12 protein-coding genes are annotated in these 12331 nt (G+C 52.8%); 5 read left to right on the forward strand and 7 right to left on the reverse strand.

The window, feature by feature from the left end:
* The first annotated feature begins 39 nt into the window (after positions 1-39).
* Both QT230_RS11340 and QT230_RS11345 read left to right on the forward strand, forming a co-directional pair.
* Positions 40-1983: a replication endonuclease gene (locus QT230_RS11340; RefSeq protein WP_308321892.1), complete on the forward strand. Its 1944-nt coding sequence runs from the start codon at positions 40-42 to the stop codon at positions 1981-1983.
* A complete protein-coding gene (locus QT230_RS11345; protein ID WP_308321893.1) occupies positions 1980-2336 on the forward strand; it encodes a hypothetical protein in 357 nt (118 codons plus the stop codon). The genes QT230_RS11340 and QT230_RS11345 overlap by 4 nt, the downstream gene beginning before the upstream one ends.
* A gap of 14 nt (positions 2337-2350) precedes the next feature.
* Here QT230_RS11345 and QT230_RS11350 read toward each other — a convergent pair whose 3' ends face one another.
* Both QT230_RS11350 and QT230_RS11355 read right to left on the reverse strand, forming a co-directional pair.
* Complete coding sequence (locus QT230_RS11350; RefSeq protein WP_172419672.1) at positions 2351-2620, reverse strand: BrnA antitoxin family protein; 270 nt, start codon at positions 2618-2620, stop codon at positions 2351-2353.
* Positions 2598-2873 (reverse strand): BrnT family toxin, encoded by a 276-nt coding sequence (locus QT230_RS11355; protein WP_308321894.1) that lies wholly within the window; start codon positions 2871-2873, stop codon positions 2598-2600. Before QT230_RS11355 ends, QT230_RS11350 begins: the two co-directional genes overlap by 23 nt.
* 386 nt (positions 2874-3259) lie before the next feature.
* On the opposite strand from QT230_RS11355, the gene QT230_RS11360 reads away from it, so the two are divergent.
* The 3 genes from QT230_RS11360 (at position 3260) to QT230_RS11370 (ending at position 6836) form a co-directional block, all read left to right on the forward strand.
* Positions 3260-3418, forward strand: a complete 159-nt coding sequence (locus tag QT230_RS11360; protein ID WP_233973670.1) for a hypothetical protein — start codon at positions 3260-3262, stop codon at positions 3416-3418.
* Positions 3415-4401, forward strand: a complete 987-nt coding sequence (locus QT230_RS11365; RefSeq protein WP_308321895.1) for a hypothetical protein — start codon at positions 3415-3417, stop codon at positions 4399-4401. Before QT230_RS11360 ends, QT230_RS11365 begins: the two co-directional genes overlap by 4 nt.
* Positions 4402-5756: 1355 nt before the next feature.
* On the forward strand, positions 5757-6836 hold the full coding sequence (locus QT230_RS11370) for a type I restriction endonuclease (RefSeq protein ID WP_308321896.1): 1080 nt from the start codon (positions 5757-5759) through the stop codon (positions 6834-6836).
* Positions 6837-7249: 413 nt separating this feature from the next.
* Here the strand turns inward: QT230_RS11370 and QT230_RS11375 are convergent, their stop codons facing one another.
* The 5 genes from QT230_RS11375 to QT230_RS11395 all read right to left on the reverse strand — a co-directional run bounded on the left by QT230_RS11375 (position 7250) and on the right by QT230_RS11395 (position 12095).
* Complete coding sequence (locus QT230_RS11375; protein WP_308321897.1) at positions 7250-7816, reverse strand: DUF1993 domain-containing protein; 567 nt, start codon at positions 7814-7816, stop codon at positions 7250-7252.
* Between the two features lie 179 nt (positions 7817-7995).
* Entirely contained in the window at positions 7996-8469 is a 474-nt protein-coding gene (locus tag QT230_RS11380; protein ID WP_308321898.1) for a GNAT family N-acetyltransferase, read from the reverse strand.
* Between the two features lie 177 nt (positions 8470-8646).
* Positions 8647-8982, reverse strand: a complete 336-nt coding sequence (locus QT230_RS11385) for a hypothetical protein (protein WP_308321899.1) — start codon at positions 8980-8982, stop codon at positions 8647-8649.
* An 841-nt stretch (positions 8983-9823) separates the two neighbouring features.
* Positions 9824-10711, reverse strand: a complete 888-nt coding sequence (locus tag QT230_RS11390; protein ID WP_308321900.1) for a carbon-nitrogen hydrolase family protein — start codon at positions 10709-10711, stop codon at positions 9824-9826.
* A gap of 31 nt (positions 10712-10742) precedes the next feature.
* On the reverse strand, positions 10743-12095 hold the full coding sequence (locus QT230_RS11395) for an APC family permease (protein ID WP_308321901.1): 1353 nt from the start codon (positions 12093-12095) through the stop codon (positions 10743-10745).
* Positions 12096-12331 lie beyond the last annotated feature (236 nt).

Here is a 12331-nt window from a genome sequence, read left to right on the forward strand (position 1 = left end):
CGCTGAGAAGCTAAGCCCGGTAAGCGGTAAGGGGGTGATATGACCAGCCACGCCGCCTTTATTGATCGACAAGCCTTTGCTGATTCGCTGCTGCATTGTGGCCCTTGGAAGTGCAGCAACGACGACCAAGCCTTGATCGACCACGCCACCGCCCAAGCCCGCACCGTTGAGCTGGAAACCGCACAGCTCAGCGACCCTATTTACGCTTTGCAACGCGCCCGCCGCCGTGCCACCCGTCATCATCTAACCCCACCCACGGGGTATAGCTGTACCGGGGAGCTGTTGCGGCTCGCTTGCCCGCTGTGGTGGCGTCGGCAGCTTCGCCGCTTAACCAGCCGCCGCCGTGAACAGCGGCAACGCCTGCTAGGTCGTACCCAGAAGCGGGCGGGTATCTACGTGAGCAATGAAGGCTACCGCCGCCGCATTGACCAAGCCACCCGAAATGCTCGCCTGCTGGAAGCCATCACCGCCACCAACCAAGAGGGCGACCAGTACACGCTGGCAGAACTGACAGAGCTTGGCCTGGCTAACCCTGAGTTTCGGCGGGCAGAGCTAATGCTGCGCATTGCCGACACTGAGCGCGAAGCCGACCGGGCCGGGCATTGCGGCATGTTCTATACCATCACCACCCCTAGCCGCTTTCACCCGGTACGCCAGAACGCCAGCCTAAACCATAAGTACGCTGGCGCTGACCCGCGTGAAGCACAGGCTTACTTGCAAAACCAATGGGCCAAGGCCCGCGCCAAGCTAAAGCGTGAAGGCTTGGGTATCTATGGCATCCGTGTAGCTGAGCCTCACCACGATGGCACCCCGCATTGGCACCTACTGATATGGATGTGCCCAGAAAATGAAGGCCGTGTAACCGGGATTTTACGCCGCTATGCCCTAGAAGATTCACCAGGGGAAGTAGCACACAACACCAGCATCCGATTCAAAGCGGTCAAGATCGACCGCCGCAAAGGTAGTGCAGCGGGTTACGTGGCTAAGTACGTGGCGAAGAATATCAACGGTAAGCAGCACAGCCGCCAAGGTGTACCGGGCGATAACCTAGACCACTACGGCCAGCCACTAGAAACCAGCGCCCCGCGCATTGAAGCGTGGGCAGCCTGCTGGGGTATTCGCCAGTTTCAGTTTGTCGGCCTTCCTTCCGTCACCGTGTGGCGTGAACTGCGCCGCCTCAAAGATGAACAGCGCCTAGCCGATTGGGAAGCGGCCACACGGCCAGAACCGGAAGCCGCCGCGATCCTAGAAGGATTACGCCAAGCGGCCAATGCTGGCGCCTGGGATAAGTACCTGCACTTGATGGGTGGCCCTATGCAGCCCCGCGACGCTGCACCCATTCGCCCGTGGCGGGTGGTACGTCAAACCGTTGACGCGGCCAACATCAACCCAATGACCGGGGAATGGTCAAGCGACACGCTTGGCCGTTACGGGGAACCGATGGCGGGCACCTGGGGCTTAGTGGTTAGCAGTCAGTTAGGCGAAACGGAATACCTTACCCGGTACTACCGCTGGACGTTTGAGCGCAAGGGTAAAACTGCCGGGGTTGATTTTCAGCGCGAAGGCGAAGCCGCAGCGCCTTGGACTCGTGTCATTAACTGTACGCGCAGAGCCATGAAATACGAGAGAGAGGCAAGGGAACTGGCGGCAAAAGGGCCACTAACCGCTTTTCGTTACATGGGCGAATTGAAGCCTAAGCGACCGCTATGGCCATGGGAGAAATCAATTCTATTTGAAAGGAGCGCTACCGAAACATTCCGGCGGTTATTTCCAGTAGCCGACCCGGCCAGGGTGGCCGAGCTTCTCCAGCAGGGAGAGAGCTATCGCGAGCGGGACGATATGCAGCGCGTGATGCGTGAAGAGCGCGAGCGCCTTGAAGTACGGCGCAAGGCATCTATTGAGGAAGGCCGTGAACTGGTTCTTGATTGGCTGTTGGATGGGGAGCTGTCACTCGCTGATATACCACCGGGAGTATTTGCATGAACGGTGACGCCTTACTTGCCCGCATTGCTCATATGCAGGCCACTGCTGGCGCTGCCCGGTCACAAGGTCAGCCCGGTATCCGAGCCAAGCAACGCCAGCGCCGTGCAACCGTGACCACTCGCATAGAGCCATGGCTGGCGCTGATAGAGAAACGGTGCGGCCTGCTGGCTGAGGATCGTCGCTTTATTCGCCTACGGTTGGCCACACAACAACACAGTGAAGCAATGCGGCTAGCCGAAGGGTATAGCGCCGCCTGGGAACAGGCAGCCATGCAGGAACAGCGCGCCCATGTAAAGAGCAATGCAGGCCGTCAAGCGGCTAATCGTTGGCTAAAACGGCAGCTTGATCAATGAGCGCGCTAACGTGGTCAACCGTGTTCATGCTCACGGATATAGGTTTTAAGCGCCTGGTCAATACGACGCTGCCAGCCTTCGCCCTCTGCTTTGAAATGCTCTATTACTTCGGGAGAAAGGCGTATTGACGTTTTAACCTTAGTGGGGGCTTGCTGGCGCCCACGCTTACCAATTGTTCGTTGCAGGGCAGCGGGCAGCACGTCAGCCATGGGCCGCATTTGTTTTACGTCCGCGTCTGTTAGCTCTCTTACTTCGCCGTCTTTATTCGTGAGTCGCGTTTTCATAGCTCCGCACCTCCCGTGCGTTGGCTTTCCTGAGACTGATCACCCGAATGCCATCTGTGATAGGTGTAAAGCACACCACGTGCACCCTTTCCCCTATCTTTCCCAAACCAATGAAGCGCCGTTCTGGGTAGTCATTGCGGGTATCTTCCGAAAATACAGCCCCATCCCAATCAAAGCGCTCTGCTGCCGTGAAAGGAAGGCCGCGCTCCTGTTCATTCCGGGCGCTTTTGTTTGGGTCATAGTCGATGATCATAGCTTTTATTGTATGGACAAAAAGAATAGTCCGCCAGTTCCCCGCAATAAAAAACCTAGGTTCTTCTGGCGCTCAACACCCAGAGCCACGGGGGCAGACAGTCCCGGATTCCGGGAAATTTTGGGCCACCCAGCGTGTACCACCGCAGGTGGGCAGTATCCGCGTAGCGATGCGGCCTATCACCTGTGCGACCTGTACACCGTCCCCAGCTTACTCAGGCAAAGCATGTACAGGTGCCCCCCAGCGAAATGCACACCTCAAAGCGGCACCACTCACCAGCCACGGCCAGCGCTTAGCGCCGCCGGGAGGTGACGCCATGTAATAGCCCAACGCTAAAGAAAAGGCCCAATAAGGCCAGATTAACGGCAAATAAAAGTGGTACGAAAATGAAGAAACGCGGTTCCCAGATTTACCCAACTCAACAGCGGCGCGCAGAGCTGGCGCGAATGCTCAATGAAATGGCCAGCGCTGGCGACGTTAACGCCGCTGGCTGGCTACTGCTGTTATCTGAAATGAAACAACCCAAAAGCGAGGCAACCCAATGAACGACAATCTAAACACCTGGAAAGCATGGCTTGAACAGCACCAACAAGCTCAAAAAGTGGTAAGTGCCGCCACTGTCAAAGCGTCAGAAGCACGGCATCAAATGGAAATGGCTGAACTACACCTTACGTCTTTAACCCATAGAGAGAGCCCGCATGGCTTGCAGATTAGCCAACCTGCAACGCCTGAACAGGTGCAAAAGGTAACGGGAGCCCTTACTGCTAAGCTAGAACGCAGCGCCACACACAAGCATGATCCTAGCCGATTAGAATTACAGAAAGCGCTTAGTGATCTCCAAAAAGCACGGGGTCGCTACGATGAAGCCCATGCCACTCATGTTGAGCTAAGCGACGAACAATCACAGGCTGAAAAAGCATTAACTGCTATCGTTAAGGATCGGCCAGAGGCTACACCGCAGGCGTTGGAGGCGGTGACTCAGGCAATGGATGCACACCAGCAGCACATTGACAAAATCAACGTCACTATCACGGCGATGAAAGACAGCAAAAGCATAATTGCCGACCTGGAAGATCAAGCCCGCCGCGCTGCTGAAGAGGTGGATCGGCTAGAAGCTAGCGCGCTGATGGGCGAAGTTGACGAAACCGCCAAGGGGCAAGCCACCACCACACTAGCGAAGGCCCGGAAGGCTGCCGAAAAAGCAGCCGAACAGGCAGAGAAGCAAGCCAGTGGACGCCGGGGGCTAGAAAGAATCCGTGACGACCTGCAAGCCGAGCTTACCGAGCTGGAAAGCCTGCAACGTGGCGTAGGCTATGAGGTCGGTAAAGCCGCCATAGCGAAAGCAGAGCGCGAACTGCTGGAAGCTATCGAGGTGGCAGGGCTGCAAGATCGTGTGGCCGCGATTAATGCCGCCCGCGATGAAGCGAGCTTCTACGCCCCTGAGGGCACTGGCTACAACAGCGCTCACATTGAACTAAGGCTTTCAACTTTCTACATGATGGATGCACCTGAGCGGCTTGAATTCTAACCAGTAGGCCGCTTACTTAAGCCGCGAAGGGTAACCAGCTTCGCGGCTTTTTTGTGGCCAGCGCTGGCGCTCTTACATGCCGAAAAAATAAAAAGGTACTCCCCCACCCACCCCGGCATTACGGGGGCAAACAGTCCCGGAATTCGCCTATGCACGGCAAATTTACGGGATTGGTTGTTGTTTTGTTATCACGCCATCAAGCCGCCGCTGGCACCATGCCCGGTATACCGTGAACACCTCGCTACTTTTGAGCCGATATAAGCCACTTATGAGCCAATGCGCTGTTTTTGATGGCCTTTGGTCAGGATGGAGCGAAGCCAAAAAGGTGCCCGCCATCCGCTAAGGTGGCCACTAAACCGCCCCGGCCATAGGCACGCGATACAACAACCCAACGCAACCAAGCGGCGCACTTTGGCCATGCCCGGTGCGCTGCTGGCGTTGCTGTGATTTTGTCACGATTTAATGCAGGCAATTAGGCTGCTGGTGCACTTCACTACCTGGGGGATGGGGCGAAGCCCCATGAAGCGAAGCGGTAACAGACCGGGCACTAAAGCCGCGGCGGCTTGTGGGCAGCCGTCCACCTCAAAGCCCAAAGCACCACCGCCGCTTTATTGCCAAACAGGGTTTAATAAACGGCACTTGTTGGATAGCCCGCTGCAAATTTAATTACCCCCATATCTCTACCCGAGTTCAAAGCACGGGTTAAGGTGAGTAGCGACATAAAATAGGGGGCATAATTGGGGGCACTTTTAAAACTGTATAAATTTATTTACAATAAAAACATAAGGTTAAACATACTTTAAACGGGACGCCGCCTCCACCACCTTACTATACAAATCAAGCACCTACGGGTGCTTTTTTTTGTGCCCTATACAAATATTCTTTAGAGCTAAAGCAAAGCTTCATGCATGCTTTAAGTCCGAGGGGCAAACTACTGCATTTATCTTCTTGTTAAGGCTAGCTCAAAGCATTGATATGTGGTGCTATTCAAGGCAACTCCTGACGACATACAGGCGCCCAAAGCTCTACTGCACAATTTAAGTTGAGCTTTTTACGTTTTTCTCCCATATTCAGTACAAGATGTGCCTCTTAATACTTAGCCGTCCTGATGGTGGTGCCTTAACAATCATCGTTACCCCTATCCGCGAAATGCAGAATGACAGCGATTATATCTTTCTACCCGATGAAAGGATTAATGTAATACAGCGTTTTCGTTTGCCGAGTCACCGCATCTGATCCACTTAGGGAGCCAGTCTTTACCCTAACTATAAAATGAATGCGACTAATAATTGTCTGCTGCTGGGACATTGGGCATTCGGAAAAATATAGAGAACTAAACTAGAAAGGCAGGGAACATGGAGATAACACAAAAAATTGCAGCTCTGGCCAGCCGTGCAAAAGAACAACTCGATCATATAGTTAATGAAGAGGCGACAAAGAACGCCATGGTTATGCCCTTCATACAAAGCTTGGGGTATGACGTATTCAACCCCACTGAAGTGCTTCCAGAATTTACCGCTGACGTGGGTTTGAAAAAAGGGGAGAAGGTGGATTACGCCATCAAAAATGAAGGCGTTCTATCTATACTAATCGAGTGCAAGCCCCGCACCACCGATCTTGCTAACGCTCAATTTAGCCAGCTATACCGCTATTTTAATTGTACTGAAGCCAAGTTCGCCATTCTTACCAACGGTATTGAGTACCGCTTCTACTCTGATCTCGATGATGCCAACAAGTTAGATACTCGACCTTTTTTCACCTTCCGTTTAACCGACTACAATGAAAGAGATATTGAAGAACTGAAAAAATTTGCAAAACCTGTCTTCAATGTCGACACCATCCTCAGCACTGCCAATCGCCTTAAATACACCAATCTCGCCAAGACATCTTTCAGTAAATTGATGAAGGAACCACCCCGAGATTTTATCAAGCTAATAGCCCAAGACTTTTTTGATGGACGAATGACACAACAGGTGCTAGATGAGTTCACCCCCATCATTCGTGACGCGATGGCCCAGCACATTAAGGAACAAGTTTCACAACGCTTAAAATTGGCTTTAGCCACGACGAGTGGTGAAGAATCATTGGCCATCGTCGCACAACCCGGTCAAGACGATACCAAAGTGACTTTAAAGTCTGAAGACGAAATCGTTACAACCCAAGAAGAAATTGATGGATACAACATGGTCAGAGCCATCGTAGCCAGCGCAGTTGCTCCCGAACGCGTATACATGCGAGACGCCAAATCCTATTGTGCAATTCTGCTGGATGACAACAACCGGAAACCTATTTGCCGCCTACATTTCAATTCAAAAACTCTTAAGCGACTAGAAATTCGCCAAGATGATCAGCAAGTTAAGCATGACCTAGTCACGCTGACTGATATTTTCAGCCACAGTGAGGCGTTATTGGCAGCTGTAAAAAGTTACGAATAGCTTTTTCGAGTCGGCTTTATGCCGACTTTCCATAAACAACCTTAATAACGTAATAACATAGTCAAATAAATATATTATTCCCTTTCTAACGATCACATTCGCTTATAGCTCGCTGTAGGTTTTCGGGCAACACTTTGTCCATAGGTTGCATCCGTTTAACGTCCCGGCCTGTGAGCTCTCTTACTTGACCTGCTTTATTCGTGGGGCGCGTTTTCATAGCGTCTTATCTCCCATGCGCGGGTATTTCTAAGGCAGATAACAAGTATATAGATTTCAATTCCCAGATTGAGGCCGAGACCGCTTCCCGTAGAGCGTAAAAGGGGGAATTCCAAGCCCTACAACATGCGCTTGTTATGTGTTCATCTCAATTAAAAATCGCACTGAATAAGGGCACTATGGGTCATAACCAAGTTTTAACCTTTAGGTATTGTTTCAGGACGAATATATGGAAACATGTGGGCTACGTAGTCAGCTTTTCCAAGTTCGATCTTCTTGCTGCGCAATATTGAATAAGCGATCATGAGGTGGAAGTAAAATTGGGCTAGTGCCCAATCACGGGCATATTGCTCAGCGGTCAGATCAAGAATCATACCGTTCGGAAGTTCGTGCACAACGGGTTTGTCCGAGTTTGCATCCAGGGCGTTAGGAGCGAGGCCATCTAGTAACACGATAGTTTCATCAATCCGAGTTTGAGCATCCGCGAGCGAACCGGGTCGCTCGCCTGCATTTCGCCCTTCTTCGAGCAGCTCATCGATAGATTTTGGGAAAGCCTCTCCTTTAAGTCGGAATATTGCCTCTTGAGCCTGCACGCAGGCAAACCGAATCTGAGTCGATAGGGGAAACATATCTGGCGCGAGACGCGCGGATAACAGCGCTTCCGCATCTGCTTTCGGCATTTGTTCCTCTGCCTTTTTCAACCAACCTGCGAGCGCTCTGAGCATTTGCGTATAGGTTGGGACGAGTAGCTTCGTTAATGACATGGATGTTCTTCCTTCTAAATTGATGGTTACTACCGCCCGCTACTGAGAGCACATTTTGAAAACCAGACTTTATGCAAAGGGTAGCAAGCTGGCGCTTCTAAACACGTAACGCCGCTCAGCTTACGCGTACGAAATGGAGCGAAGTCGCAATGTAGCAGACGTCGCCGTGACTGGCCTTTTTAGGGCAAAGACTTAGAAAGTCGGAACGAAAAGTTCCCATAGCCCAGTTCTCTATAAAAATCTAAAGCGTCAGAGTTGAACGCCATTACCTCTAGCTTGATATCCTCAGCACCTTTCTCTTTTGCATAAGCCTCGGCAGCAGACATAAGCTCTCGGCCTAGCCCCCTACCACGATAGCTTTCGGCCACGACTATTGTGGCTACGTGCCCACGGGGCCGAGAAGTGAGAAACGGGTATGGCGCCGATGTTGATACCGATACCGCCACTGCGCCTGTTAATACACCATTGTCCTCTGTCACAAATACCGCGGAATTATCCATGCTCATGAAACCTAGCCAATATGGCTCATCACGATTGCTTCCATCTGGCTTGACGAAATCATGTGGCATATGTAAATAGTGATCTTCATTAATCTCATTAGAAAGTTGGCAGATGGCGTTCAGATCGGCTTTCCTAGCTTCACGGACAATCAAATTGAAGATCTCCTTTTCGTCTCTAACGAGGCTGTAGAAAACTCCGATTTAGAGTCATCACCACCGCCTGTCGTCCTAATTTATTTACTCCGCCAGTCATCTGGATGAGTACTCCTAATATCGGCATTCAGCCACTTAAGCACCCAGCTAAAGCTAGTTGAAGGCGGTATTTTGCTCTTACAAGCGACTTATCCCGCTGTGTGGTGTTCCTGGACTTCGCCCATCAATTACGATCTGGTGTTTTTTATCCACCGTGGCTACGCCGAGCTCGTTACCCAACAAGCCTTGTTCGTGGCACACCAGCAGAACTTGTTCGAACAGCGCTTCAATTTCATCAGCATGGCGGCTGACGAAGCTTGCCAGGGTGGTGAAGTGGGGTACGGTAATCTCAAAACACAAACTCCAAAATTTTAAGGACCACAATCCGTGTAACGCCGGCCAACACGCGCAGCTTTGTAGTGAAGGCGAAGCCGCAACGAAAAAGCTGTCGCCGTGATTGGCTTGGTTATGCATTCCCCTACCCCCTAATTCTCGCGGCAAGTTCTGCTAAGACATCATCGTCTTCCATAAGCGAAGTAAAACCAAAAGTGTAGCCCACAGTAAAAAGCCGAAGGCTGGCAAGCACCAAACGAACCCGGCGTCTGTGTACACGAGTTGAGCTTCTGGATCGTAGTACCGTCCAAGCTCATTGAAATCGATGCTCAAGTAACGCTCGTACCAAACCCAAAAAAAGAATGCGGACAGTACAAGCAACAAAGCGCATCCGGCTGAAAATACTTTGACTGGGGGTTGCGGGTCGATACTGTTCATAGGGATAACAGGTATTAGACTACTCATCTTATGATTGGATGAACGTGCCTACACGTTCATCCGACAAATGCAGCCTTAAAAACCGCTCCAAGTTATTGATATAAATTATTAATAACTTTAATTAGGCTGCGCATCCAAAGTTCGCGCGCCTGCTGTATTTCCCGGCACCTCCGCCCTGGGCGGTTATCTGTCGTACTGCTTTTCTGATTCACCCTACCAAATCCAGATTAGCACAGGATGCTTAAGACGACTGATTATCTTAGGTTTGGGCATTCAACGCCGACTTTGTCAGGTCAGCGGGAGCTGCTATAGGTAAGAAGGCTCTCGGTAAGCGCGCTATTGCGCCCATCCGCTGCCCTTGCGAGAGCACAAACCGGGGGGGATAACCCCACCCAGCGGGAAGTAGTCACCTTTACCGCTGGGTGGGGTAGCTGCTCAGCTATCTGAACAACCAACTTTTGCAGGCAATAGCCATCACCTAGGTGATGGCATAGTTGCACGGTATGGGAATAACGCAGGGTTGAAGAGAGTGGTGGTCGGTTGCTTAACGTTTTGCACTCCACTTCCGTGGATCAATGCGCCCTTCGTACATCGGTAACTCCAGCATCGGGTCATCCTCCCGGAACTGAGACCACATACGGTTCAGGCCCGCAGTGCCGAAGGTGCGCACTCGCTCGACCTCATCCAGGTTGAGTACATCGGTGAGAATGCCCGGGGTGGCGCCGGGCATACTGGCGCGGATGCGGCCTTCGGGGTCGACGATTAGGCTCTGACCTTCCCCCGAAGGCGTGGCCGCATTGGCGCTGACCATATACACCTGATTAAAGATAGCGTTAGCCTGCACCAGGATTTGCTCCTGAGCGCGGTCGCAGGTGGTGGTGGCCACCTGATTAATGATCACATCGGCCCCCAGCCAAGCCAGTTGGCGCACCATCTCGGGAAACCAGATGTCGTAGCAGATGGCTAGGCCGACCCGGCCTATGCCGGGCACCTCGAACACTTCAAAGCGTTCTCCCGGTTGATAGGGCTCAAAAGGTCGCCAGGGGAAGCACTTACGGTAGGCGGCTACGCGCTCACCTATGGGCGAATAGACCGGCGCGGTGTTGTACAGGTGCCCATCCTCTCCCCGTTCGCATACCGTGCCGGGCAGCAGCCATATCCCCAGGTTACGGGCGACACGTGACAAGTGCTGGTGGCGAGGTCCATCAATGGGCTCAGCAGCGGCTTCCAGTTGCTCCTTGCGCTGCTGGGGCGTCCCCGAGGCAGCGCACAAATGGATCTCGGGATAGACCACCATCCTCGGCTGTTCAAAGTCAGCGCCGAAGTCGCTCAGGTGCACCGCCAGTTCGGCCTCGAAGGCCTGCAGTTCGGTGTCAGTGCCATGCTGCCGCGAGGCTTCCTGCACCACTAGCACGGGCAAATATCTGGACATGGTCGGTCTCCGTTTAAAAGGTCGCTTTTGCCTAGCTGGATGCGGGCTCTGAGTCTTCAAAGGCCACTTCCGGCGGCTCACGACGGAAAAAGCGAGTCAAGTAGGTCAGCTGAGCGAGACCGATAGAAAGCCAGATCAAGCCCAGAATAAAGGCGTTGACGTCCAGCTTGCTCATCAGCCACAGGTTAACCAGGGCGCCGATGAGCGGCACTAGCATCCCTCTAATCACACCATACTGGCGCCTTGCATCGGCGTCTTTGCTGACCAGAAAGATCACCGACAGGTTCACCATCGTGAAGGCGATAAAGGCACCGAAATTGATAAACGAGGCGGCAGATAACACATCGAGGAACAAGGCGATAACGCCGATAGCGCCCGTGAGCACGATGTTGAACACCGGCGTATGAAAGCGTGAATGCAGCGCACCGAACAGCCTAGGCGGCAGTACCGCATCCCGCCCCATGGCAAACAACAGTCGAGAGGCACTGGCTTGAGCGGCTAGGCCAGAGGTGAACTGGGCGAGTACCATGCCAGCCAGAAAGATCGCCCCGAAGAGATCCGCACCGATGGTCGTGGCTATCTCAAAGGCGGCGGAGTCGGAATTTACGAAACTGCTGCCAGGATGCACCAGTTGGGTTGTGTAACCCACCACTACATAAATACCGCCACCGATTAGCGCGGTAAGCATAATAGCTTTGGGAATATTGCGCTTTGGATCGATGGTTTCTTCGGTCAGTGTAGTGACGGCGTCGAAGCCTAGAAACGAGTAAGCGGCCACCGCGGCGCCTGCGGCAATCGCGGTAAAGCCAGCCTCTTCACCCAAGAACGGCCCCAGACTAAAGAGTGCGTCGCTGCCGCCGGTCGCAAAGACATGACGAACCGACAGCAGTACGAAGAAAGCGATCACCAATATTTGAAACACCATCAGCAACGAGTTCACTTTAGACGCCAGCTTGATGCCGTAAATATTCAGGAAGGCGGTGATTCCAATGAAGCCGAGCAGGAATATCCAGCTCGGCACGTCAGGAAAGCGCGCGTTCAAGTAAGCAGCGCCGATCAGCCAGATCACCATGGGCAGGAAGAAGTAATCCAACAGCACGCTCCACCCCACCATAAAGCCGACTCGGGAGTCGATGGCCCTGCGGGCATAAGTATAGGCAGAGCCGGATACCGGATAGGTGCGCGCCATAATGCCGTAGCTGTAAGCCGTGAATAGCATGGCCGCGGTGGTGATGAGATAAGCGGTAGGTACGGCGCCATTGCTCGTGCTGGCAATGACCCCGAAGGTGCCCAGCACGATCAATGGCGTCATATAGGCGAGGCCAAACAGCACCACCGCTTTGAGTGATAGGGTTCTTTCCAGTTTGATATTGTTATCCGTCATGATCCATCTCCAGGAAACGTTGGAACCGACATCGGGCAATTAATTACTCTGTCGGTACAAAACGACGAGGTGGTTTTTCAGGCCAAGCGCCGAGACTGGACCCGCTTGCTACCACTAGACCGACCTAGCCCCTACAGTTGCTGGCGTTGTTGCAATGCAGCTAGACTGCGACAAAAGGTAGCCGGTCTCCTTAGAACGTTATTGGCAGCCTGCTTGAGCGTATATAACCCCAGCGT

It is taken from the genome of Halomonas sp. SpR8 (genome assembly GCF_031010195.1).
Classification (GTDB): domain Bacteria; phylum Pseudomonadota; class Gammaproteobacteria; order Pseudomonadales; family Halomonadaceae; genus Vreelandella.

Excerpts from the sequence above, each read along its gene's own strand:
- QT230_RS11385 (WP_308321899.1), bottom strand. The coding sequence starts at position 8,982 with ATGCATAACCAAGCCAATCACGGCGACAGCTTTTTCGTTGCGGCTTCG.
- QT230_RS11360 (WP_233973670.1), top strand. The coding sequence starts at position 3,260 with ATGAAGAAACGCGGTTCCCAGATTTACCCAACTCAACAGCGGCGCGCA.
- QT230_RS11350 (WP_172419672.1), bottom strand. The coding sequence starts at position 2,620 with ATGAAAACGCGACTCACGAATAAAGACGGCGAAGTAAGAGAGCTAACA.
- QT230_RS11390 (WP_308321900.1), bottom strand. The coding sequence starts at position 10,711 with ATGTCCAGATATTTGCCCGTGCTAGTGGTGCAGGAAGCCTCGCGGCAG.
- QT230_RS11345 (WP_308321893.1), top strand. The coding sequence starts at position 1,980 with ATGAACGGTGACGCCTTACTTGCCCGCATTGCTCATATGCAGGCCACT.
- QT230_RS11355 (WP_308321894.1), bottom strand. The coding sequence starts at position 2,873 with ATGATCATCGACTATGACCCAAACAAAAGCGCCCGGAATGAACAGGAG.
- QT230_RS11375 (WP_308321897.1), bottom strand. The coding sequence starts at position 7,816 with ATGTCATTAACGAAGCTACTCGTCCCAACCTATACGCAAATGCTCAGA.
- QT230_RS11365 (WP_308321895.1), top strand. The coding sequence starts at position 3,415 with ATGAACGACAATCTAAACACCTGGAAAGCATGGCTTGAACAGCACCAA.
- QT230_RS11395 (WP_308321901.1), bottom strand. The coding sequence starts at position 12,095 with ATGACGGATAACAATATCAAACTGGAAAGAACCCTATCACTCAAAGCG.
- QT230_RS11340 (WP_308321892.1), top strand. The coding sequence starts at position 40 with ATGACCAGCCACGCCGCCTTTATTGATCGACAAGCCTTTGCTGATTCG.
- QT230_RS11370 (WP_308321896.1), top strand. The coding sequence starts at position 5,757 with ATGGAGATAACACAAAAAATTGCAGCTCTGGCCAGCCGTGCAAAAGAA.